Raw genomic sequence first — 24,902 nt, forward strand, 5'->3', positions numbered from 1 at the left:
ATCCATAAATATCTCCGGGCAGGCGTTGTCACACGCATTGGCAGATTTGAGGAAACGGAACTAGGCGTCCCGCAGGGAGGTCCATTGAGTCCACTTTGTGGAAACGTCCTCCTAAACGAATTGGACTGGGAACTGGAACGCAGAGGGCATAGACTCGTCCGCTACGCGGACGACCTGCTCGTCTTCTGCAAAAGCAAAAGGGCGGCGGAAAGGACACTGGCGAATCTAATCCCGTTCATAGAAAAGAAACTATTTCTTAAAGTAAACAGGGAAAAGACGGCAGTAGCCTATGTAGGCAAGGTCAAATTCTTAGGTTACGCGTTCTACATCAACAAGAACAGAGACGTGGGTTTGCGAGTACATCCCAAAAGTGCTGCAAAGATGAAGGCGAGGATACGCCACATCACGTCAAGAAGCAACGGCATGGGATACGAGCAGAGAAAGTTAAAACTCAAGCAGTTCATTGCTGGCTGGGTCAACTACTTCAAACTCGCGGACATGAAGAGCCTGCTGAAAAGGACAGACCAATGGCTACGCAGACGTATTCGGATGGTCATCTGGAAGCAGTGGAAAAGAGTCAGGACGCGTTACGCTATGCTTAAGAAACTAGGCATAATCGACTGGGTGGCACGAGAAGGCGCAAACATAAGAAAGGGCTACTGGCGTTGCGCCCGTAACCCGATCATTGCCAAGGCCATCTCAGCCGAGAGACTTAAGAAGGCAGGATATTTCGACTCTCTCGATTACTACGAGTCTGTTCGTGTGTAAACATGGGAGGAGCCGTATACCGAACGGTACGTACGGTTCTGTGGGAGGTCGGCTGACCCAGTAAGGGTCAGCCTCCTACCCGATTGATATTCAGTACCAGTAAACATTGCATAATTTAAAAAGCTGAGTTTTTTGTCTCAATTCCATTGCCGGGAGGATACTATTGTTTGATTTCAATACCACCCATTATGGTAGTGCATTTGAGATGCAGAATTTTATCGCTGTTCTTTAAATCGCCGCTCTGCATGGAGGTGCTGCCCAAAATACCGCCAGATCCGCGGCCCATTAGATCTATTCCGCCTAAAATGGAAGTACCGTTGCAGGTTACGGCTACGTCTGGAGGGAGGATGACGCTTATCCCCCCCATAATGGCTGACAAGGTCAGGGTTATCTCTGGTTGTGTAAATCGGGCCTTGCGGATATCCAGGTCGATGCCCCCCATGAAGGCGGTATATTCAGCACTGCGAAGCTCCCAGGGCTCGTGCTTCTTTTCCACCGAGCCCATAATAGCTATATTTCCACGGCTATTGTGTTCATTTTTGAGCATAATATTCAACCCGATGATAATGATCAACACCGGCCAGAAGGCTTTCCAGAACAAGGACATATCAATATCCAACCAGCCGGCATTGCGGCCAAACCATGCAACTCCCAGGGCTGTCAAAATGGCTCCGGTGATCAATCCGGCCGGATCGCGCCGGGCGATGAAATTAATGCCGGCCACCACGATCAACAGCGGCCACAATAGATTAAACAAATATCCCAGACTGACAGCGGTAAACCCGAAATTGTTAAGCAGTGCGACGATTCCAAAAGCGATCACGACCAGCCCGGCCAGATAACGCCCGCCCAATCTCTCCATAATATACTCACGCTCCTTTTGCTTCCGCAGGAACAACGCGGATAAAGGCTCCTGCAATTCAAGTCTATATCAGCTTGGCGTTATTTGCTACTCTCTATTCAAGCCCTGTCGCATTCAGCATTGGAACCGTTTTATTGCATTAATTTTCTCCTCCGCTTAGAAGCTGCTCCAGGAGATCGCGCGGGGCATTATGGAACGATTTTATTGAATGGCTGTTGGAACCCCGAACATGATCATGAGTTCGTAATCCACCCCGGCTTCAAGACTGTCGCCTTTGGTGATATTTATGTTTTGAAAAATCACTCGCAGCTTGTAGCCGTTGTTTTCAACGTCAAAAGTCATTTGTTCGGGAGGCAAGGCCTGTTTAGGCACATTCCCAATTTCGGCGACGGTCTGGCCGAAATCATACAAACCGGTGCTGATCAGTTCGGCACCGGCCGCGTTCTGTACCGCGAGCCGCACCTCCTGGGCAGACAGGCGTTCCAGGATCAATTTATAAGGCAGGCCCTGTACCTCAAAATCGACGGCGGACAGATTTTGGCTTACTGCTCCGCGGTGGGAACTGGCACTGACCAGGATATCAAAACCGCTGATGGGAAAAGGTTTTTGAGTATCCATGACCGCAAAGAAGTAATTGCTTTCCACATCCATACCCGGGTAAGCCGATTCAAATCCAAAAACACTTTTCATATCCCTATAGGTGGTGAAATCAGCGGGCAGCCAGACAACATAGCGGGTGTAATCCCGAGCCTGCAGGTAACTGAGTATGCTGGTAGCCTCCAGACGAAGGTTCATGCTTACTTCAGCCTTGGGGGTGATTTTTCCGTCAACAAGCAGGCCCTCGGCCAGGAGCATGCTTTCCAGGCGGGTGATCTGGCTGTTGCGGGATACGGTAAAAGCATCTACAGGCGGTATCACCGATAAAATAGCAAAACCGGCTGCCAGCAAGGCGATCAAGCCGTTTTTGGATACTGGCTTAAAACTGAGCATGATAGCGCAAACCAGTGAAAAAATGCCGAAAAGAGTAATGTAATAGCGGGATTCGGTGATACCGTAGGCATCCAGGCGAATGCCCACCGATATGAGCTGCATGATTACAACCGGAATCAATACCTTGGGAAAAATCAGACGGTATAAAGTAGCAAAACGGTTTGAAGCAAGGCTGGCCAGGATATAAATAATCAGTCCGGAGGCGGAGTAGGCCAAAACCATCCCCCCGAGTTGCCCCGAAGGCCATTTGAGCGTAAATAGTATCTTGACGAAATATGCGGCCAGGACCAGGGTGAAGGCTGCCACCAGAGGGATCGCAATGTAGGAAACCAGGATTTCCAGGAAGCGGGGGTATTCAGCCGAATACCTGGCAAATTCCCTGTCCTCAGCCCGCTCCGAACCCCAGCGGGGCAAAAGTGATAAATAATAGAGCGTGGCGAACAGCACCCAGATGACGACCATGGTATAAGCATAAGCATCGTTATCGACCGGGAAGAGCAAGATATCCACCGCGGCGATAATGCTGGCACAACCGGCGTTGAGCACGGCCGAGTACAAAACTGATATAAAGGCGGATTTAAAATGCACCAGGGCTATTTCATTAAAATCGGCCCGGCTTCTGAAAGACGGCACCCAGATGAAAGCGCAGAACATGGCGGCCACTGCTACAAAAGTGCGGATAGTAACCTCATGACTGATGCTCTGGACCGGCATAAGAATCAAGTAATATCCGATGGTCAACAGGGTTGATACAAGATAAACCACAACACGCTTTTTGTGGAGCTGCTCAAAGCGTTCACAGGCGAACTGTGCGGCGATGCCCAGGAAGGAACCCAGCAAAAAAGTATAGGCCAGTTTTTCGACAATCGGTCCGGGCTGCTTGTGCAAAGATATCATGTAACACAACAGTATGGTAGCGCCGATCAGACAGACTACAGTCAGCGGAAAACGAGATATAGCTTCAATAAGCCTCAACAAGGCAGCTTTTATCATAGCCCCCAAACGGTTCATGTGAACTCCTCCCCTGTCAATCATCAATATTGTAATATACCTTATTACTGAGAAATGATTTTCAGACTTACATCCAAATTCGCGGAATTGAAGGAAATAACCGATTAGTCATCCGGGGGGAACGGAAAGCGCACATAAAAAGTAGTGCCGCAGGGACTGGTCTCAAAATCAATTGTGGCATGATGGCGGGCGGCAATGCTGTAGCAGACGGCCAGGCCAAGACCGGTGCCTTTTTCCTTGGTGGTAAGGAAAGGGGTTCCTATCTTGTCCACAATGCTCGGATCCAAACCATGACCTTCATCCCTGACATAGAGCACAATTTCCTTGGGCCCGGTTTGGGTGCCGATAGTCAGGGTGCCTCCCGGCGACATGGCCTCCAATCCGTTGCGGGCCAGATTTAGAATCATCTGCCGGATCTCTTTTTCATCGATCAGCGGTATGGGAGGTTTGGAGAGATCAAGGCATACTGCCATTTCCCTGATATTTGCGTCGGCTTGAATCATGGGATAAATCGATTTAACCGCCTGGTCAAGGTAGCGGGGCTGCAGGTCGACCAGTTTGTCCTGCGCCATGCCCAGATATTCGCTTATAATACTGTTGGCCCGGTCCAGTTCTTCAATCATCAATTCAAAATAGGCGAAATCATCTTGATAATCTTTTTTGTCGGTCAATAGCTGTAAAAAGCCGCGGATGGTCGTCATGGGATTGCGGATTTCATGGCCGATGCTGGCCGCCATTTCCCCAACCAGTTTAAGGCGGTCGAGCCTGGCCATTTCTTTTTCCAGACGATTTTGTTCGGTTATGTCAATAATGCAGGCTATGTGGCAGGATGAGCCGTCAATATCCAATAGCTGGCTCCACAACAAGCCATCGCGAACCTGACCTGATTTTTTGCAGAAGCCGAAAGAATAGTGTTCGATTCTGCCCTTTTCTATCAGCAGTTTGCGGTAAGAGCGACTGGTGTCGGGGATGGCGTAAAAATTCAATTCGGTGCTGGTGCGGCCTATCATCTCCTCGCGGGTATACCCTACAACCCGGCAGAAGGCCTCGTTGACATCGATAAATATACCCTCTTCAAGGGTAGCCAGACACATCATAATAGGACTGCCGTGAAATGCTTTGGAAAATTTCTCTTCCGACTGCCGCAGAGCCGCTTCGGTTTTCCTGCGAAAGCTGACATCTCTGATCGATTCGATCGCACCCACCAGCTTCCCGTTGCTGTCCAACAGCGGAGACGCGGTGCCATACAGAAAAGCGCCGCTGCTGCCTATCAAGGGACAGAAGCTCTCGGCGGAAATGCGTTTGTAATCCCGGTGAAGACTCAGGTAGGAGTCTTCAATTTCACTTTCGTTAAGATTGATCAGGTCAATCAGTATGGGACGGCACTCCCCATAAAACGGCAGGCTGTATTCATAATTGCCTTTGCCCAGCATGTATTCCGAGCTGACTCCGGTCATTTCTTCAATGGCCTTATTCCATGCTATCACCCGGCCATTTTGATCAATAACCAAAGTGGCGTCAGGAAGGAAGTTGATAATATCAGCCTGACGCCGCTCAGATTCTTTTGATTCGGTAATGTTTCGCCCCACCCCTATGACCACATCTTCTTCCTTGGAGACTATGATATTACATGAGCACCAGGAAAAAGAGCCATCATCGTTGCGGTAGCGGAAAACCAGGTTTTGCTTGCGGTCTCTTACCACCCGGCGCATAGCCTTCAAGGTAGACTCAATGTCATCAGGGTGAAGTTTATTATTGATTATTTCTGTTATGGTTTCCCCGCCGGTGTAATTGGTCACCGAAATAAAATTGGCATTAGCCCTTTTAATATGCCCTTTTTTATCTGTAATTACAAAAAGGTCGGAAGATAGATCAAATAATTCTTCCAACTGCTGATCTGCTTGAAGGTGTAGTCTGCGTTCCTTTTCTAAAAGTTTCTCTAATTCTTCAATTTTTTGTATATATTTAACTACATCATCATGTTGGTCGTTATTCAGCACGATGACCCTCCCCCGATCACTTTATACGAGTGGTATACGTTATTTTACCATGTTTTTGCAAAGCTTGATGAGGGCTCACAGAATATTACAGAAATAAAAAACAGCGGAAATTCAATAAAATGATTCCCGCTGTCAGGCATCTCATGATACCCGGAGATATCAGCTGGCCTGCTCCTTTTTCTTGGCGGAGCGCTCCCGTTCGGTTTTATCTAGGATCATCTTTCGCAAACGCAGCGATTGTGGGGTGACTTCCAGTAATTCATCATTATTTATGAATTCCAGGCATTTTTCCAGGGTCATATTTAAGGGCGGGATCAAACGCAAGGCTTCGTCACTACCTGAAGCCCGGGTATTGGTAAGCTGCTTTTTCTTGCACACATTAACGGTAATATCCTGACTGCGCGCATTCTCGCCTACTATCATACCGGCGTAAACGCTCACCCCGGCATCTACGAATAGCGTGCCGCGTTCCTGAGCGTTGAAAAGGCCGTAGGCTACGGTGACGCCGCTCTCCGAGGCCACCAGCGAACCCCGGTTGCGGGTGGCGATATCCCCCTTAAAAGGCTGATAGGCTTCAAAACAATGGTTCATGATGCCATTACCCTTGGTATCAGTCAAAAATTCTGAACGGTAGCCGATCAGACCACGGGAGGGAATCAAGAATTCCAATTTGGAAGTGCTGCCGGTTCCATTGTTCATAGTCAGCAACTCCCCTTTGCGCCTGCCCAGGCCTTCTATCACGGTTCCGACATATTCATCCGGAACCTCAATAAAGACCTGCTCTACAGGTTCGTGAATCACGCCGTGAATGGTTTTAAGGATCACCTCGGGGCGGGTAACCGCAAATTCATAGCCTTCCCGGCGCATCGATTCTATTAATATAGACAGATGCAGTTCACCGCGGCCTGATACTTTAAAACAATCCGGGCTGATCTCCTCTACTCTTAAAGAGACATTGGACAGTAATTCTCGATTGAGGCGATCCCTGACATGGCGGCTGGTAATATAGTTTCCCTCCAGGCCGGCCATGGGGCTGTTGTTGATTACAAAATTCATGGAGATGGTAGGCTCATCAATAGCCACAAAAGGAACCGGGTCAATACTGTCGCTCGCACAGAGGGTGTCCCCAATGGTTATGTCCTCTATACCGGAAACAGCCACGATTTCACCCGTCACAGCCTCAAGGGTTTCGATTTTTTTCAGGCCTTCAAAGGTGTATAAGGTATTTATCTTGACCCGTTTTGTCTTGCCGTCAGGATTGCAGAGAATAGCCTCCTGGCCTTTATGCAACACCCCCCGGCTGATCTTGCCCACCCCTATACGGCCTACATAATTATCGTAATCTATGGAAGATATCATCATTTGCAGGGAAGCTTCCGAATCACCTTGCGGCGCCGGGATTTGCGCAATGATCACATCCAGTAAGGGCTTCATGTCTGCCGCGTCGTCTTCAAGGCCGAGCTTGGCATAACCCTCTTTGGCCGAGGTATAGACCACCGGAAAGTCAAGCTGGTCTTCATCGGCTCCCAGATCTATGAATAGATCCAGTATTGAATCAACTACTTGGAGAGGCCTGGCCCCGGGGCGATCGATTTTGTTGACTACCACTACGGGTTTTAGCCCGGCCTCCAGAGCTTTCCGCAGTACGAAACGAGTCTGCGGCATCGAACCTTCAAAAGCGTCTACCAGCAGCAAAACCCCATCCACCATTCTGACGATTCGTTCCACCTCGCCGCCGAAATCGGCATGGCCGGGTGTATCCACAATATTAATGCGGGTGTCGCCATAAATAATACTGGTATTCTTTGATAATATGGTAATGCCGCGTTCCCGCTCCAGATCGTTGCTGTCCATGACCCTTTCTACCAACGTCTGATTGCTGCGGAAATAGCCGCTGTATCTCAATAATTTGTCCACCAGGGTGGTTTTGCCATGATCTACATGAGCGATTATGGCGATATTTCGCAAGGAATTAGGCTGCACTTTAATCGACCTCTCATACTATTACTCCAGGTTAAATTCCCTGGCACCTGAAAACTACGTCTAAACTGCACGACGTCCTATTATATCACAGAGAATCCTGCTAAGCCAGCAAACACAAAATTGCTGTGGTTTCAGAAAATAAACCGTCCCCGCTGGCGCGCCTGAACCGTCCTCCCGCCTTATTCTGTTTAAGCAGGAATATCTGCGCTGAATAGTTAATTTATGTAATTATAAAGGATGAGGGGGTCGAGTTGGGTGACAAAAGAAAATGAGGATCGTTTTATTACCTTGTCTCTGGCTTTTGAGGTCTATGGACGGGAAACCGAGGAACTCAAAAATGAAGGCTATATGATCAGTTTCTGCTGTGTGACTCCCAAGGGTGAAGAATTTATTAATAAATATATAGAAGATCATAAACACGCAGTCCTGGATTCGATGCGAAAAAACCACTGCAGTCTCTGTGAGGTACAGGAAGAGCTTAATTTCCAGAACTACCTCACTATTGTCAAGATCTGTGACCGCCTGTGCGAGGATGGCTATCTGGTAAATAGCGGCGGCTATGATTATCGGCTTAAAGACTGAGCCGCTTATAACTCAAGTTTTTGAGATAATGTTGGTTTGCCTGTGGCCGAAGTGAAGAACAAGATGTCAGCAAAATAATAAAAAAATAAATGCCAGCCGGGGATTTGGAGAGCGGGACCCGGCTGGCTATGCAGTTATTATGAAGGGTGCCTTTAACCCCCCATTCAGATAACTCAGGGGAATTTCGAATTCAGGAAATCCGGCCGCATAAGGGGCGATTTCATAAAGACTGAAATAAATCACCAGTTTGGAGTCGGTGAGGTAGAAGGGCTGCTCATCGGAAATACCGTTGAAACCCATGTCACCGCTGGGGAAAAAGTCGCCTGGACGATTCGTGATCTCTTTTTGAATGAACTGGTTGATGGCTTCTTTGTACTTATAATCAGTTGTAAACAGATCGGCCAGGGCAATGTCCGCGCCGGTTGTAAGGTCGATGTTATAGGCGATGCGTTCGGTCATCCCATGCGCCCCGCCAGTGTACTGGTAATAGTCTATATACATGCTTAAGAAGCTATCCTCCAAAGTCATAACCTGATAGCTGGTCATTACTTCATAGGGGAAAACCGGAGCACCTGCGTTTTCCCGGTCTTCAACGTATGCCTCTAAGCCGGCTGCCAACCCTTCGGCAAATTCCTGGGCCTCACCCAGCCAGCGATCGTTAAGGGCTGACTCCACTTCCTGATCCTCCAAACCGCTGATGGCAGGAACCATCAAACTGGTTTTCATGTTCTCGGATTGATTTTGGATGGTCCTGGTATTTATGCTTACCGTTTTACCGGCTTCCTGATCATTTCCGGAGAGGTTTCCGTCTGGGAGCTGGAGTTTTATGGCCTTAGAACAGTTGACAAGCACCTGGGCCAGTTCAGCCCTTGTCATGGTATCTTGAGGCCGAAAATACCCATTATCCCCTTTCATAATATCAGTGTTGGTTACGAAGGCCACGGCATTGACGTCAGCTGGAGGGATACTGTCCATATCGTCATAGACGGGCAGCATCATTATCATGGGAACACTGATTTTTTTGGCTGTAAAGCAGTTTTGAATGGCCTTGGCCATCTCCAGCCGGGTTATATCCCGCTGGGGATAAAAGTGCGGGCTGTCTTCGAAAATGCTGTTTACGGCACATAGTGCAACTGCCTCAGCATACCAGGACTGATTGTCAACATCCTGGTAATAATCACTGGCCAGCGGTTGTTTGAAGAATTGTTTGTCGCCATAGTCAAGGTCAAACATCCTCACCAGGACAGCGGCAGCCTGGGCTCTGGTAACCGTTCCCTGGGGAGCAAATATGTGATATCCTTGGCTGTTGGCCCCCATGCCCTGCATCCATCCCTGGGCAAGCGCCTCATTGATGGCGGTTTTACCCCAATGTTCCTGGATGTCTGTGAAGTCCCCGGGTTGCAGCCGGGCTGACGCCGCTGAGGAACTGGTCAGGACAAATAATATACCGAGCATTACAGTCAGAATCTTGGACATGTAATCCCCCTCCGTTATTATCGATTTGCCTACTTATACGCCCCGGGCATCAAAACCTTGCATGGCAGCAAAATAACTAATGTTTATACTCGAAAAGGGGCATACCTATAAAGATTGTGTTACAATTTTGAGACTTAACTGAAAGTAAATCCGCCTTCAAAGAGTACGTCTTGACAAAAGCAGGAATACTAGTGATACAGTTTCTACATAGGAGAATGCCGTACCAGGTACAAGTAGATTGACATCAAGACCGCCTCTGGTATAATTAATCTGTTTATATAATAACAATACGGTAGGGACGAGGTTTCCAGGGATTCATTTAGCGGCGGCGGGGGTATCAACCCCAAAGATATTTTTGTTGTTTGACCAGGATAAAGAGGGTTTTTTTACCTTCTTGGAGAAGATATTTTAGTCTTTGTTATACTAAAATATGTTGTAACCGGAAAACTTTTCTGGTAGGTTGGAGGGAGTAGGTCGGCTTTTATCTGTTGTTTTTGAGCATTCTATGGATTGGCATCTATAAAATGCTACCTTAAGAGACAAACTGTGAATGACATATAGGGAGGAGTCTTACGCTTTGTTTTTTGAAAGCTGGCTGTTTTATTTGCTAACGGCGCTGGTAGCCGTAACTGAAGCAGTAGTTTTGTTGGTATTATTTTATTATTACTATGTTTCTATCGCTGGGTGGCGCAAGCATCCAGAGGAAAAAGACTATGTGCCCGTTAAAAAGTTCGCCCTGATCACCGCAGCTCATAATGAAGAGGCGGTTATTAAGTATCACCTGGAAAGTCTCAAGCAGATTAATTATCCCAAGGATCTCTTTGATATCTACGTTATAGCCGACAACTGCACCGATAACACCGCGGCCATCGCCCGCCAGGAAGGCGCCAGGGTATATGAACGCTTCTCCAATCAACGCGGCAAGGGGTACGCTCTGGAGTGGATGTTTAACCAGCTGTTTGAAATGGAAAACGAATGTACATACGATGCGATTTGCTTGTTCGATGCCGATAATGTGGTTTCTTCAAACTTTTTATTGGAAATGAACTCCAAGCTTAAGAAGGGTTATCGGTCCATTCAAGGCTACCTTGACACTAAAAACCCCAACGACTCCTGGGTTACCGCCTGTTACGCAACTGCCTACTGGTCGATGAACCGCATGTGGCAGCTGGCCCGCTACAACCGTGGTCTTTCCAATGCTATGGGCGGAACCGGCGTCTGTTTGGAGTACAACCTTCTGAAAGAGTTTGGCTGGGGAGCGACCTGTCTTACCGAAGACCTGGAATTCACCATGAAGCTCCTGCTCCACGGGATAAAGACTTCGTGGGCCCATGACGCTCATGTATATGACGAAAAACCGGTCTATTTTTCCCAGACCTGGCGGCAGCGTACCCGCTGGCTGCAAGGCCACTGGGATGTAGCCTTCCGTTATATGATCCCTTTGTTGAAAAAGGGCATCCGCGAGAAAAAATGGTATCCCATAGACGGCGCTATTTACCTTTTTCAACCGATTGCCATCACCATTATGTTGTTTAACATCATTCTGGGAGGCGCCCATTGGATATCTCCGCAGCCTATCTACGCGTCGCCGATCACTGCCATGGCCCCTAATTGGTTCTGGTGGAGTTTCGGAATTCTCGGCTACTGCTATCCGATGTTGGGATTGATCCTGGAAGGCGCGCCGCGCAAGGCTTATTTCTATTACCTGACATATCCCATCTATGGATTCACCTGGTTCCCGGTTACTATCTGGGGCTTGTTAAAACATAGTAACCAGACGGAATGGGCTCATACCAAACATATGCGCGGCATCTCCATCAGCAGCATAGAATCGCCGGTCAACCAGGCGCCTATGGAAGTAGCGGTTACCGAGGAAAGCGATGATGTGGTAGATCTTTCCCAACGCGAGGCGCGGCCGCGGCGCAGCTCATCCAAACGCCGCAATAAGCCGGGCAAACATTATGTTCCGGTCAAAGATAGCCTCGACCTGGAAAAAGCGGTTGTGAAGAAGTAACAGTCTACTATACCAAACCGGGATTAAAAGGCAGCAATACCACAGGGTATTGCTGCCTTCTCAATTTTTGTAATCCATCCAAAATTATCCTGATAACAACCGTAAATCATATCGGACGGTTAAAACGCCGACGGGCTGGATTTTTGCGCTGTATGCTGTCATACTGGGAAAGATAACGACAAGGTTATAACTGGTGTTGATTTAAGGAGCATAGCAATGGGTTTTCTCCCTATGAGCAGAGCGGAAATGAAAGCAAAAAACTGGGAAGAGCTTGACATCATCCTGGTTAGCGGGGATGCTTATGTCGACCACCCCGCCTGGGCGGCGGCGCTCTTGGGGCGGTTTCTGGAATACCATGGCTACCGGGTGGGTATTATTGCCCAACCAGATTGGCGGACCGGGGAGGATTTTATGCAGTTGGGCGCCCCTCGTTTATTTTTTGGGGTTTCAGCAGGCAATCTCGACTCTATGGTTAACCATTACACTGCCGACAAAAAGAAACGCCGCCAGGATGTGTATTCTCCCGGGGGGAAAGCTGGAATGCGGCCCGACCGGGCCACCATCGTCTATACCAACCGGCTGCGCGAAGCCTTTCCAGGGATACCGGTCATTATCGGCGGGGTTGAGGCCAGTATGCGGCGTCTGGCCCACTATGACTATTGGGGCGACCAGGTGCGGCGCTCCATACTGCTGGACAGCAAGGCTGACCTGCTCATCTACGGCATGGGGGAAAAGGCTCTTTTTGAAACAGCGCGGTATTTAGAAAGAGGTCAGGATGTCAAATCCTTGCGTAACGTGGCGGGAAGCTGCTATGCGGCGGCGCAACCGCCTGAAGATGCCTTGATTCTCCCCTCTTATGAAGCAGCCGCATCTGATCCCGTCAAGTTTTCTCAGCTGACCAGAATGGTAGCGCAAAACATCACCTCTTACCTGGCTGCGCCCCTGGCCCAGCGGCATGGCGAACGCTGGGTGGTGGCCAACCCGCCGGCCTTGCCCCTGAGCACTGCGGAGATGGATGAACTCTATGCCCTTCCCTTTCAGCGCCGAAGTCATCCGATTTATGAAGACCGGGGCGGGGTTCCGGCCCTCAAGCCGGTTCAGTTTTCCATCCTGACCCACCGGGGCTGCTTTGGAGGCTGCCATTTCTGTTCCATCGGTTTGCACCAGGGCAAATTCATTCAAAGCCGCAGCCAGGAATCATTGCTCAATGAAGCCCGCTCCTTCCTGATGCATCCCGATTTTAAGGGCAGTATTCCTGACGTAGGCGGTCCGTCCGCTAATATGTATGGTTTATCCGGGAAAGAGCGGCTTAAGTGCGAGAAATGCAAGCGCGGCAGCTGTCTGGTTCCAGCCCTGTGCCCTAAAATGGATACTGATCATTCTCCTTCGGTCAAACTGTGGCGAGAGCTGCGTAAAATCCCGGGAATAAAGCATATACGCGTGGCTTCCGGGGTGCGCTATGATTTGATTATTAAAGATAGTTCCGGTTCGTATTTGCATTCCCTGTGCAAACATCATGTCGGCGGGCAGTTGAAAGTGGCCCCCGAGCATGTTGCCGATAAGGTCACAGCTCTGATGGGAAAACCTGATCATACCCAGTACCTCAAGTTTACGGAGAGCTTCAACAGGGTCAACCGTCAGCTGGGCAAAACACAGTATCTCATCCCCTATCTGATAAGTGCCCATCCTGGCAGCAGCTTGAAGGAGAGCCGGGAACTGGCTCAATACGTCAGCCGGCAAATGCGGCATCATCCGGAGCAGGTGCAGAATTTCACCCCTCTGCCGATGACGATTTCTGCCAGCATGTACCATACCGGGATGAACCCTTTCAACGGTGAAAAGATATACGTTCCCAAAAGCGCAAAGGAAAGGCGCGAACAGCGGGATATGCTGCAAGGCGGCGCTTCCAGTAGCAAGCCGCCGCAATCGGCTGACAGCAAAAACCACCGGGCGAAAAAGACTAAGTCGTCTAAACCGCCTCCAAAAAGAAAACCTCCCCGGTTTAATGGAAAGCAGGCGCCCTAGAAAGCTTTACAAAGAGGGCTGCCCTTAACTCCTCCGTCAATCGGCCCATGAGCTCTATTGGGCTACTGCTTTGGTCCGGTTCTTTCCTCTAGCCCAGCAGTAAAGCGCGCAGATTGAAAAATTCGGTTTGGTACTGCTGAGCTGACCCGATTACCTTTTCCCCATAATGGATGGGGCAATAACTCCAGGTATCCAACAGGGTGTTGATCTCCGCCATTGCCAGAAAAGCCCGGCCGGTTGTGGTATAGCCGGTCTTTTCAATAAGGTTGATGATTGAAAGCGCCAATCCGACCGCTTCATCCTCCTTACTTTTAAGAACGGAGAGCAGGAAGTTGATCTTTTCCGGGGGTATAAAGATCAGTGCCAGGGCCAGGTCAACCGCAAACCACCGGCTTTGAAAACTGTCCAGGGCTTTACCGGTATGCCGGTCTGCGAAATCCTTGACCTCTTTATAACGATGATTGAAGATATAACTATGGTCAAAGCCCAGGGCCGTTGCTTCGTCGGTGGCTTTCAATTCGAGAATCAGATTGTTAATGGATTCCGACAATATCTTCTGCCAGACAAGTTCAGGATCGGCCGGCTTAGTCAATGGACAGCCTTCCTTCATCTGCAGGGCATAGAGCAGCTGATGCGCCACCCTGCATGCCAGAGTATCACCTTTGTACTGGCTTGATATATCGATAATGAAAGCACTGTCATCGGGAGACTTACTGACCCCTGCCAAGCCTGATTCCGGCTCACTGCCAATGGTATACTCGACCTGCCCCAGCCGTTTTTCCAATTGCAGCAAGAGATCATAATGTTCATGATTCACTTCAATACCGTTGAAATGCAAACTAACACCGTCCTTTTCAGTCACTTACCCTGGCAGCTTTTATAACCGGGCGGACTAAGCCGGCCTGCCCACCAGGCCTGTTCCCGCCGATTTTTGATAACCGGGCGGCTCTAACCCGGTATTTTTTATTATATAAGATAAAGATGGCAATAAGTAGAGGAATTCACCGTTCTCCATACCCGCTGGTCTGAGCCCTTCAGATATTGCTTGAAGAAGCATATCCCTGGTGGGACTGCAGATAATAACCTTGGTAAATCCGTGTTTTTCGCTGTGTGAATTTACTTTCATGGGTTATAATGCTCGTAAGACAACTGGTAAAGATAGGGATTTCCCCGGCTGAACGTTGAAATTAAAGATTAGGAGGTTTGAGAATGTATTCAAAAGCCTGGGCAGGATGGTTGGTGATCGCCTTTCTGCTTTTTGCAACTCTGTCGACCCCTGCGGCACTGGCGGTGCAGACGCAGACCGGCGATTCGGTTTATATTCCGCCGGGCCAGATTCAAGGCCCTCTATTCGTATCCGGTAATAGTGTTGTGGTTGATGCAGATGTGGAAGGTGATGTATTCGCAGCCGGACAAAGCGTAGTTATCAATGGAAAGGTGAACGGCGATGTTATGGCGGCGGGTCAGTCGGTGCGCATCACTGCTGCGGTAGACGGAGACGTGCGCAGCGCCGCCAATGATATAACCATACAGTCCGCAGTCTCCCAAAGCCTGACCGCCGCCGGAAATAATATCCGCCTGGAACCTGCTGCGGTCATCGGCAAAGATGCCTTGCTGTTTGGAAATAACCTGGACCTGCTGGGCCAGGTTAACCGTCAGGTTTTGGGGGCTTCCCAAAGTTTTCGCCTGACTGGCAGCATCGGCAGCGATTTAAAACTATGGGAAGTAAACAATCTTACTCTGTCACCATCAGCGGTAATCGGCGGCAACCTGATATACAAGTCTCCGCGAGAGGCTCAGATCGCCAGCGGGGCCAGGGTGAGCGGAGAGAACCGCTGGGAGCAGAGCGTTATTGATAAGGCCACTCCCTCCCACCCCCGGCAGCCGTTTTCCTGGATCGGCCTCTTGATGTGGTTCGCCACCGGCCTGGTGTTATGGGGTTTTGGCTACCTGTTGTTCCCTGCCCTGTGGCAGCGGCTGGCATCCACCCTGCAGGAGGCGCCGGGGGCATCTATAGGCTGGGGGCTGTTGCTTTTGGTGACCTTGCCCTTGATATTCCTGGTCTTAATGGTCACCGTGATAGGCATCCCGGTGGCATTCATCCTGCTCTTCGCCTATATCCTCATTTTATTCGTATCTAAAATAATATTGGGGGACATGGTGGGCAGATACCTCTTGCGCAGTTTCAATTGGGAAGGAAAGGTTTCGATATGGCTGGCGTTCATGATGGGATTCGCGCTTGTCATCCTGCTTTCCGAAATACCCATTGTCGGCATTTTTATAAATGTGGCGGCGGCCTGTATAGCCCTGGGCAGCATCGCATTGAGCATATACAGCGGCCGTCGCGGCAGGCCTGCGGCGATAAATCCCAATCCGCAGCCTTAATCACAATTTCAAAATGAAGGCCCGGCATAATTAAAGAAGCCGTGCTGTTGCCGATAAGGAGTTTTTGTTGTCCGCTGGGCTAGATATCAATAAGCGGCTAATAAGGAGGGGGAATTGATTTGCAGGACAAGATCGACAATCTTAAAGAAGGCATGTTTAAGGCGGGTTATATTTGTGATGACCGCACCGCTACGGTACTCTACCTGTCCGAAGCCCTGCACAAACCGATCCTGGTGGAGGGCCCGGCCGGAGTCGGCAAAACCGGCGTCGCCCAGGCATTCAGCGCGATGAAAAATCTGCCTCTGGTCAGACTGCAGTGCTATGAGGGCATCGACGAGTCCAAAGCCCTCTATGAATGGAACTATAAACGTCAATTGCTGCACATTCAGGCGGTCGGCAATCAAAATATCGATCCCCGGGAGGTCGAGCAGGATATCTTTTCCGAACAATATCTCTTGCGCAGGCCTCTTTTGCAGGCCATCAGCTCCAGCCTGCCTTCGGTCTTGCTCATCGACGAGATCGACAAGGTGGATTTTGAGTTCGAGGCCATGCTCCTGGAATTACTGTCTGAATTCCAAATGTCCATACCTGAATTGGGGACGGTCAAAGCCGCCCACATCCCTTATGTTTTTCTCACTTCCAACGCCACCCGCGAACTGTCAGAGGCCTTAAAAAGACGCTGTCTTTATCTGCATCTGAACTTCCCCACCCTGGCCCTGGAGGAACAGATACTGCGCCTCAAGGTGCCGGGTTTGACCGATCATCTAGCCGGAAAGATCGCCACTGTAGCCCACCGCATCCGCCAGGTGGATCTGAAAAAGGCCCCCAGTATCGCGGAAACCATCGACTGGGCCATGGCCATCATACAGCTGGGCCTCGATGACCTGAATGAGGCTGTTACCCTGCAGACCTTGAACGTCTTGGTCAAACACCGCGAGGACCTGGAAAAACTGGAGGGCATGATCTATGCTCGCAATGACCTCAGTTTTCAGCCCCGCCCCGTCGACAACCGTGCCTGGTAAAGACGCCTTGCCGCGATTGGCAATCAAAAGCCGGGAGGTATATTATGAACTTTCTGCAATACTTGCAGGGTTTTTTTGAAGATCTGAGGCGTGAAGGCATCCCGGTGACCACCAGCCAGACCAGGGACTGCTGTCAGGCCCTGCTGCTCATAGACTGGTTAAACCCGGATTACTTCTATACCACCTTGTACAGCACCCTGATCAAAGACTACAGCTACGAGACCGCCTTCAACAGCGTCTATTACCGCTATTTTGCTTCCGGCTTGGCGATGGCAGCCGGCAAGCGTGATTTACCGGCTTCTTTTGCCGCCATGCCCCGGGGCGAAGCCGCTGCGATGGCTCCCGACGCCCTGCCCATACAGGGTATGGCTTCACTGCGCGGCGGTCTGTCCCAGTCGCTGCGCAACCCTCTCGATGAGACCCTGAGCCTGGCCAGCCTGGAACAGGTGCAGAAGATGGAAGCCTTGTTTCCCCTGATCTCACGCCGGTTAGCCGCTAAAATGATTAAAAAGAACCGCCGTGATGACAACTCAATGATCAACTATCGCAGCACTATGCGTAAGAGCATGAGCAGCGGCGGACTGCCGCTCAATATTATGACGGTCAGGCGGCGCCGGGAAAAACCGGTCATCGTTGCCATATGCGATGTTTCAGGTTCGGTGATGACCTTCAGCTGTTTTGCCCTGGCCATGCTGGCTTCCATGCAGCGTTTCATGCGTCAGCTGCGCTCCTTCGGCTTTATAGAGGAAGTGGACGAAATTACCCCCTGGCTGAACAGCGGGGATCCCCTTACCCTTAGAACCACCGTCTTGAGAAAGGCGCGGGTGATTTCCAGCCGCGGATACACTAATTACGGCAACACTTTTACCAGTTTCATCAAACGCTACAGCGGCGCCCTGAATCACAAGACCACTGTTCTGATATTTGGGGATGCACGCAATAACTGGTTTAATGATGAGATTCAAGCCCTGCAGCAGATCAAGGCCCTGGCCAGAAAAATATACTGGTTTAATCCCGAACCTGAAAGCAACTGGGGACAGGGCGACAGTCGCATGCTGGTCTACGCCAGGTACTGCCAGGCCGCTTTTTCCTGTCCTACTTTGAACTCGCTGCAGGAGGCTATAGGGAAATTGTGATAGCAGGACAACAGGCAGGGATTAATTTAGAGCAGACCGTCCTCAGATCCCAGAACTTGACATATAGAAAGGAGCGGATTGATCCGCTCCTCAGACCGTCGACAAAAGCAAATAACTGCGTTGCGCAATAGGTTCGCTCAATCAACGTACTATTTGTACGCCTCAATCTCGGGCCTATTGCGCGCCTTGCTCTTCGCTTCCGTCGCTCGCTCCTCTGTTTTGGCTTTTTATTGATTTGATGCTCAGGAAGCTATATGGAAGTCTTCGTAATGGGAGAACTCCATGGAAAAACCGGCCCGCCCCTGGGTCAGGGAGCGCAAGGTGGTGGAATAACCGAACATCTCCGCCAGAGGAACGCAACCCCGGATGATCTGGGTATTGTTCACCGTGTCCATAGACTGCAAGCGCCCCCGGCGATTGCTGATATTGCTGATAATATTGCCGGTAAATTCCTCCGGAGCAGTAATCTCTAAACGCATGATCGGCTCCAGCAGCTGCGGGCCGGCTTTGCGCATACAATCCCGGGTGGCGATCATAGCCGCGGTTCTAAAAGCCATTTCTGAGGAATCCACTTCATGAAAAGAACCATCCAGCAAGGTGGCTTTGACGTTGACCACCGGATAGCCTTTGAGGACTCCTTCTTCCAGGGCCTGCTTGATGCCGGCTTCCACCGCCGGTATATACTCGCGGGGTATGGCGCCCCCTACGATTTTATTGACGAATTCGAAACCTTCGGCAGGTTCCAGACGCAGTACGATATGGGCATACTGGCCTTTGCCGCCGGTCTGTTTGACATAGCGGGTGGTCTGTTCAGCCGCTTTGGTAATAGTCTCTTTATAAGCCACCTCGGGCTTGCCGGTATTGAAGTTGACTTTGAACTCCCGGGATAAGCGCTCAGCGACGATCTCCAGGTGCAGTTCCCCCATGCCGGCTATCAAGGTCTGCCCGGTTTCCTTGTTATAGGAAAGCCTGAAGGTCGGATCCTCGGCCGCGATTCTCATCAATGCCTCCATAATCCGGTTCTGGTCGCTCTGGTTCTTGGGTTCAATGGCGATCTGTATAACCGGTTCCGGAAATTCGATGGATTCCAGCAGAAATTCCCGCCCTTCACGGCACAGAGTGTCGCCGGTGTTGACGTCTTTCAGGCCGATAAATGCCACGATATCACCGGCTTCGACCCGGTCGATCTCTTCGCGGTGGTTGGCATGCATGCGCACCAGGCGTCCCACCCGCTCTTTGCAGCCACGGCTGCTGTTGTGCACATAGCTGCCTGCCTCTATGCTGCCCGAATAGACCCGGGCGAAGGCTAACTTGCCGACATGGCGGTCGGTGACGATCTTGAACACCAGGGCGGCCAGTTCGCCTTGGGCATCGGGAAGTACTTGCATTTCAGACTCGTTCTCCTGGCAGATGGCCTGCACCGGGGGAACATCCAACGGCGAGGGCAGAAAATCCACTACCGCATCCAGTAGTTTCTGCACTCCGATATTGCGGTATGAACTTCCGCATAACACCGGCACCATTTCACCGGCAATGGTATTCCGCCGGATAACTTGAAGCAGTAAATCCACTGGCATAACTTCACTGGCCACGTACAGATCGAGAAGGGTTTCATCAGTCTCGGCCAGGCTCTCTAACATCTGAGTCTGCCAGTAAAGCGCAAATTCCAGGCTGTCCCGGGGGATTTCCCGGCATTCGATCTGATCGCCGCTGAGGCCGCCAAAAGTATAATAGCGCATCTCGATAAGGTCGATGACCCCTGTAAAGGCGTCGTTCTGGACGACGGGCAGATTGATGACCAGAGGGTTGGCTCCCAGACGCTGTTTAATCTGATCCACCACCCGGCAGAAATCAGCCCCGATGGCATCCATTTTATTGATATAGGCAATGCGCGGCACCTTATACTTGTCAGCCTGTCTCCATACGGTTTCAGACTGCGGCTCCACCCCGCCTTTGGCACAGAATAACACCACAGCGCCATCCAGAATGCGCAGGCTTCTCTCCACCTCGGCGGTGAAATCCACGTGCCCGGGTGTGTCGATTATGTTTACAGAACAGTCTTTCCATAAACAGCGCACTGCGGCGGAAGTGACCGTGATACCGCGTTCTTTTTCTGAAGGCAGGTAATCCATCACACTCTCGCCATTATGAGTCTCACCCATTTTATGAGTCAAACCAGTATAGTATAAAATTCTTTCAGTAGTCGTTGTCTTACCGGCATCTATATGAGCGATGATGCCGATGTTTCTAAGATTTTCTAACATTGAGCCAAAACTCTCCTTCAAAGAAAAAAATTAACGGCATTACACAAAGTGATGCCGAAATTGTGCAACTTAGTTTACCGGATAAAAAACATGTTTATGCACCCGAATATTAATTATATTTGCATAAATAGCGGTTGTCAAATATTTTAAGTTACCGACCATTGTTCAGATAAGATTTTCATCTCAGCAAAATTATAAGGGAATACTTTACAGTAATATACAGTGTTTAACAATAAATTACATAATAATAAAAATTAAATAAAATTAGAGGAAAAGTCTTACGCTGGTAGAATATTGATATGATGTTAGTCTTAGGACTAGTGGTGGTTAGCCAACGGGCTGATTAAACATTTATAAAGATGGTTATATGGGAGAACTCGAAGTGTTTTCAAATCATTTAAAGACAAAATTAAGGCTAAATACTGTCCTGCGGCTGATGGATGTCATATCTGAAGGGATTATATCGTTTTCATCAGGACAAATCAACTGGGTAAATCATGCTTTTACCTCTTTGACGGGTTACAACTATGATGAAGTTGTGGGGAGAAAATTTTCCAATTTAAAGCTGGCTCAACTTACTGATGAACAACTTGTAGAAGTTGAAGAAAGCCTGATTAAAACTGGCAAATGGCGGGGTAATGTTCAGGTTCAGCGTAAAGATGGCAGCGCTTTTTACTGCCAGCTGGCTGTCAATTCCCTCCATAATGAAGCAGGGTTTTTAGAACATAGTGTTGCTATATTTACGGATATAACAGGGGAAGAAAAGTTTAAACAGGAGCAGCTGCGCCTGCAGGAGCTCAGTGCGGCTATACAGAAATCAGCTTCGCTAAGCGCCATGTCAGCAGGCATGGTGCACGAGATAACCCAGCCATTAAATTCAATAAAAATGATCATTCTTGGCTTGCTGTATTGGCGTGATGATTCAAACTGTGCTGGCACGGAAGAATTGTATGAAAAACTGGGCGAAGCCGCAAGAGAAATAGGCCGCATTGAAGAAATTATTCGCCATATGCGTTCCTTTGCTACCCTGAGCAGAGAGCCGGAATTTGAGGAGTGCAACATAAACGGCAGCATTGCTCGAATTATGAAAATTTTAAGCCAGCAATTGTCAGCCCGCGGAATTAAGTGTATATCAGAACTGACGGAAAATCTTCCTGCGATCAACGCGAACCTGAACCGCTTGGATGCAGTTCTGATAAATCTGTTAACCAACGCCATGCAGGCCCTGGATCAAGTAGAACATAACAAAAAGGAACTAATCTGCCGCACCTTTTTAGAAGAAAGATATGTGGTCATGCAAATCATCGATAATGGCATTGGCATAGATGAACGCATTCTGGACTGCATCTTCGAGCCTTTTGTGACCACCAAAGCCCCCCACCAGGGAATGGGGCTAGGCTTGTCGGTTGTTCATAATGTAATAACCCGTATGGGCGGCAAGGTTGCTGCAAGCAACAACGAAGATAGGGGTGCAACCTTTACCATAAAATTACCTGCTTTTTTATAAAATCGGCAATAATAGGCTGAGCCATCCGCATTGATTCTAAATAAGTGACTAGAAATGCTATTAATAGACCGTGGGGGTAGCAAGTATGGACATCCTCATCGTTGATGATGAAGCGCTCAGCCGCTTACATACAGCAAATTTCCTGCGCAAAATGGGACATAACGTGGTCGAAGCCGGCAGCGGAGAAGAAGCGCTTCATCTGATCGAGAGCCAACCATTCAATATGCTGCTTACCGATAATCGCATGCCTGAAATGTCGGGATTGGATTTATTGGAACAGCTTTCCTCAATGCCTGAAGCCAAGCATATGGATAAGGTTCTCTTTACCGCTTTTGCTGATATGGATAGCAGTATTGCCGCGATTCGCTCGGGTGCCTTTGATTATCTGTTGAAACCCCTGGATGTTGAGGAACTGGTCAGAACCACTGAGAGAGTTGCAAGACATCAAAGAGAGATAAACGCTAATAGCGGCGAGGATTTATCACCCGTTAACAAAGGCAGCCAAAATCGTTATGCACCAGTTTATCCCCCCTCCTTTTCCGGGAATACTGTGGGTATCTACTCTAAAAGCATGAAAGATATCATTGTCCTGGCACTGAAGCTTCATCATAACCGATCCATTCCGGTTCTGATCGAGGGTGAAACCGGAACGGGTAAAGAACTGATAGCCCGCTATATTCATTACGGTGACAAGGCCCAGGATCTTCCGTTTATAGCCCTGAACTGTGCCGCCCTTTCCGTTCATATTTTTGAAAGCGAGCTTTTTGGCTACGAACCGGGTACCTTTTCAGGCGGGCTTCCGCGGGGGAAGCAGGGCAAACTGGATATGGCCCAGGGGGGCACTTTGTTTTTGGACGAAATATCCGAATTGCCCCTGGAGCAGCAGGCCAAGCTGTTAAGGGTTATTCAGGAAAAAGAGTTTTACCGGTTGGGTGGACTGTCACTGGTAAAGACGGATGTAAGAATTATTTGTGCCAGCAACCAAAATCTCAAAGATCTGGTCGCCAACGGTTCTTTCCGGCAAGACCTCTTTTTTCGATTGAACACCGGCCATGTGTTTGTGCCGCCTTTGCGGAGACGGCGGGAAGCTATACTGCCTCTGGCCAGGCTCTTCATGGCCGAAATATCAGAATCGGCAGGGCGGCGCTTTAGGGAAATAGCCCCCGAGGCCGCCCATATCTTGAAAAACTATCATTGGCCCGGTAATATTAGGGAACTGCACAATGTCATGGAATGGACAGTCTTGATGTATGATGATATCCAGATAAGGCCTAGCCACCTGATCCGCCTGGGTTTAAACCATCCCCAGGATAGTTGTGAAAATAGCCTGGAGAAGCCCATGCTTTCTGATAACTTTTTTCTGCCTATAGATGCCATGCCCCTGCATAGGCTTTCCGATGAAATCATATTACGGGCTCTTAAACTACATAACGGCAACAAAACAGCTACTGCCCGCTATCTAGGTATAGCGCGCAGCACGCTTTACTATCGTCTACAGTTTTTGGCCGATAGAAAGAATTAATCCTCGATGGCAATATTTAATTCCAACCCGCCTTCTTGGGCAGAAAATTGGACTACCACGGTTTCTACCTGGCTGATCAGTGATATCATGTTACGGCCATGAATTAGCGTTGGCGGGGTAATGCTGGTCATGACACCAATTTTCTCCAGTTCGCTGGCGCTTCTGCCATTAGCCATATTGGATAGTTCGCAAAGTGCGCTTTTGGGCATTACATCAAATTCTGTAACCGGCATGCCGCCCATCATTTTGGAGGCTACTTTCATGGCGGTAGTCTCTTGCATGGATAGTACTACATTTCCCTTCAAATCCCCCACCAGGCCTAATATGATATTAACGTCATTTTCGGTCTTGAGATGATCCCGCTTATTTAATCCAGTCCGGGCCAGGCTGTTTATACCCAACATTCCCGATACTTCTATCAAACCGGCAATAAAGGCGTTTACATACTTGACGTCCATCAGCTATTTCGCCTCCTTCATTACCACATTTATTTTGATGTTCCCGGCATCAGTCTGTAATAGAACGGAATAGGCGTTCAGCTTGACGTTAAACATACTCATACCCTCGCCGGCAAAGACGCTGGGAGGGGTCAGACGAATGCTGACACCGGAGTTGAGGTTGTTGATATCGGTGAGGGCATTGCCGCTGATGATGTTGGCAATCTCGGCGCCTGCCAGCAACACTTCCTCATTATCCACATTATCATACGCTTCTCCGGTCATGAGGCCGGCTAGTTTTATGGCTGTATCTTGGCTCATATCCAGGAAAAACCAGCCCTGCCATCCTCCGGTCAAACCTACCATAACGGTAAAACCCTGCGAGACGAAGTTGTCCCCTTCCGGTTCGGCCTGGCCTTTATTAATATTTAGATCCAGCAATTGCTTAAAAACATGATTACTGGCTCTAACAAATGGTGCAATTGTCTGAGCAAGATCCACTCTTTCACCTCTATTCGCTTATTACCTGCATGATTTTGGCAACCATATCTCCAGCTGTAAATGGTTTGGAGCAGAAATGGTTTATACCCCGTGACATAGCTTCCTCAACAATATTCTGGTCACTCATGGCGCTAAGCATAATGATTTTTTGCCGGGGATTTTTTTGCTTGATAATTAATGCCGCTTCCAGGCCATCCATGATTGGCATGGTAACATCCATGGTAATAATATCAGGATCAATCTTCTCGCAGAGTTCCACCGCATCCCTTCCGTTTCCCGCTTCCCCGACAATTTCAAATCCCTCCGGCACTAATGCCTTCTTAATCATCTTGCGGGTTACCGGAGAATCATCTACTGCCATCACCCTGATGGCACGCCCATCTTTACGCAAACCTTTCATGATCAATCCCCCTACTC

The 24,902-nt window shown here is 49.3% G+C and carries 19 protein-coding genes; 9 read left to right on the plus strand and 10 right to left on the minus strand.

Annotated elements, in window-relative coordinates:
• Positions 1 to 768, plus strand: a 768-nt coding sequence (locus tag B2633_RS04365) for a group II intron maturase-specific domain-containing protein (RefSeq protein WP_483169399.1), incomplete at its 5' end; no start/stop codon positions are given.
• Between the two features lie 160 nt (positions 769 to 928).
• Here the strand turns inward: B2633_RS04365 and B2633_RS04370 are convergent.
• The 4 genes from B2633_RS04370 to typA all read right to left on the minus strand — a co-directional run bounded on the left by B2633_RS04370 (position 929) and on the right by typA (position 7,620).
• Positions 929 to 1,630, minus strand: a complete 702-nt coding sequence (locus tag B2633_RS04370; protein WP_483169400.1) for a LiaI-LiaF-like domain-containing protein — start codon at positions 1,628 to 1,630, stop codon at positions 929 to 931.
• Between the two features lie 201 nt (positions 1,631 to 1,831).
• Entirely contained in the window at positions 1,832 to 3,631 is a 1,800-nt protein-coding gene (locus tag B2633_RS04375; RefSeq protein ID WP_483169401.1) for a DUF4153 domain-containing protein, read from the minus strand.
• A gap of 104 nt (positions 3,632 to 3,735) precedes the next feature.
• On the minus strand, positions 3,736 to 5,631 hold the full coding sequence (locus tag B2633_RS04380) for a PAS domain S-box protein (RefSeq protein WP_483169402.1): 1,896 nt from the start codon (positions 5,629 to 5,631) through the stop codon (positions 3,736 to 3,738).
• 159 nt (positions 5,632 to 5,790) lie between these two features.
• The gene (typA, locus tag B2633_RS04385) at positions 5,791 to 7,620 is read right to left on the minus strand and encodes a translational GTPase TypA (protein WP_483169447.1); all 1,830 of its coding nucleotides are present in this window, start codon (positions 7,618 to 7,620) and stop codon (positions 5,791 to 5,793) included.
• A 249-nt stretch (positions 7,621 to 7,869) separates the two neighbouring features.
• On the opposite strand from typA, the gene B2633_RS04390 reads away from it, so the two are divergent.
• Positions 7,870 to 8,196, plus strand: a complete 327-nt coding sequence (locus B2633_RS04390) for a hypothetical protein (protein ID WP_483169404.1) — start codon at positions 7,870 to 7,872, stop codon at positions 8,194 to 8,196.
• A gap of 126 nt (positions 8,197 to 8,322) precedes the next feature.
• Here the strand turns inward: B2633_RS04390 and B2633_RS04395 are convergent, their stop codons facing one another.
• The gene (locus B2633_RS04395; RefSeq protein ID WP_483169405.1) at positions 8,323 to 9,672 is read right to left on the minus strand and encodes an S-layer homology domain-containing protein; all 1,350 of its coding nucleotides are present in this window, start codon (positions 9,670 to 9,672) and stop codon (positions 8,323 to 8,325) included.
• Positions 9,673 to 10,249: 577 nt separating this feature from the next.
• Between B2633_RS04395 and B2633_RS04400 the strand changes: the two genes are divergently transcribed.
• Together B2633_RS04400 and B2633_RS04405 are read left to right on the plus strand one after the other, a co-directional pair.
• Positions 10,250 to 11,686, plus strand: coding sequence for a glycosyltransferase family 2 protein (locus tag B2633_RS04400; protein WP_483169407.1), 1,437 nt, complete (start codon positions 10,250 to 10,252; stop codon positions 11,684 to 11,686).
• A 231-nt stretch (positions 11,687 to 11,917) separates the two neighbouring features.
• The gene (locus B2633_RS04405; RefSeq protein ID WP_483169408.1) at positions 11,918 to 13,711 is read left to right on the plus strand and encodes a YgiQ family radical SAM protein; all 1,794 of its coding nucleotides are present in this window, start codon (positions 11,918 to 11,920) and stop codon (positions 13,709 to 13,711) included.
• A gap of 88 nt (positions 13,712 to 13,799) precedes the next feature.
• On the opposite strand, the gene B2633_RS04410 is transcribed toward B2633_RS04405, so the two are convergent.
• Positions 13,800 to 14,573, minus strand: coding sequence for a hypothetical protein (locus B2633_RS04410; RefSeq protein ID WP_483169409.1), 774 nt, complete (start codon positions 14,571 to 14,573; stop codon positions 13,800 to 13,802).
• A 347-nt stretch (positions 14,574 to 14,920) separates the two neighbouring features.
• Between B2633_RS04410 and B2633_RS04415 the strand changes: the two genes are divergently transcribed.
• The 3 genes from B2633_RS04415 (at position 14,921) to B2633_RS04425 (ending at position 18,254) form a co-directional block, all read left to right on the plus strand.
• Positions 14,921 to 16,096: a DUF8173 domain-containing protein gene (locus B2633_RS04415; RefSeq protein WP_483169410.1), complete on the plus strand. Its 1,176-nt coding sequence runs from the start codon at positions 14,921 to 14,923 to the stop codon at positions 16,094 to 16,096.
• A 119-nt stretch (positions 16,097 to 16,215) separates the two neighbouring features.
• On the plus strand, positions 16,216 to 17,118 hold the full coding sequence (locus B2633_RS04420) for an AAA family ATPase (RefSeq protein WP_483169412.1): 903 nt from the start codon (positions 16,216 to 16,218) through the stop codon (positions 17,116 to 17,118).
• 44 nt (positions 17,119 to 17,162) lie between these two features.
• Positions 17,163 to 18,254 (plus strand): VWA domain-containing protein, encoded by a 1,092-nt coding sequence (locus tag B2633_RS04425; protein WP_483169414.1) that lies wholly within the window; start codon positions 17,163 to 17,165, stop codon positions 18,252 to 18,254.
• Positions 18,255 to 18,496: 242 nt separating this feature from the next.
• Here the strand turns inward: B2633_RS04425 and fusA are convergent, their stop codons facing one another.
• On the minus strand, positions 18,497 to 20,518 hold the full coding sequence (gene fusA / locus B2633_RS04430; RefSeq protein WP_483169416.1) for an elongation factor G: 2,022 nt from the start codon (positions 20,516 to 20,518) through the stop codon (positions 18,497 to 18,499).
• A gap of 367 nt (positions 20,519 to 20,885) precedes the next feature.
• Here fusA and B2633_RS04435 point away from each other — a divergent pair, with 367 nt between their 5' ends.
• A complete protein-coding gene (locus tag B2633_RS04435) occupies positions 20,886 to 22,025 on the plus strand; it encodes a two-component system sensor histidine kinase NtrB (protein ID WP_483169418.1) in 1,140 nt (379 codons plus the stop codon).
• A gap of 85 nt (positions 22,026 to 22,110) precedes the next feature.
• A complete protein-coding gene (locus tag B2633_RS04440) occupies positions 22,111 to 23,547 on the plus strand; it encodes a sigma-54-dependent transcriptional regulator (protein ID WP_483169419.1) in 1,437 nt (478 codons plus the stop codon).
• On the opposite strand, the gene B2633_RS04445 is transcribed toward B2633_RS04440, so the two are convergent.
• From B2633_RS04445 to B2633_RS04455, 3 genes are read right to left on the minus strand one after another with little or no spacing between them, the layout of a single operon-like run.
• Positions 23,544 to 24,005, minus strand: coding sequence for a chemotaxis protein CheX (locus B2633_RS04445; RefSeq protein WP_483169421.1), 462 nt, complete (start codon positions 24,003 to 24,005; stop codon positions 23,544 to 23,546). The two genes, B2633_RS04440 and B2633_RS04445, sit on opposite strands and share 4 nt — an antisense overlap.
• Positions 24,006 to 24,008: 3 nt before the next feature.
• Positions 24,009 to 24,485: a chemotaxis protein CheX gene (locus B2633_RS04450; RefSeq protein ID WP_483169423.1), complete on the minus strand. Its 477-nt coding sequence runs from the start codon at positions 24,483 to 24,485 to the stop codon at positions 24,009 to 24,011.
• Positions 24,486 to 24,495: 10 nt separating this feature from the next.
• Positions 24,496 to 24,885, minus strand: coding sequence for a response regulator (locus B2633_RS04455; RefSeq protein WP_483169425.1), 390 nt, complete (start codon positions 24,883 to 24,885; stop codon positions 24,496 to 24,498).
• Positions 24,886 to 24,902 lie beyond the last annotated feature (17 nt).

The organism is Syntrophomonas sp. UBA1041 (assembly GCF_002316705.1).
Classification (GTDB): domain Bacteria; phylum Bacillota; class Syntrophomonadia; order Syntrophomonadales; family Syntrophomonadaceae; genus DTU019.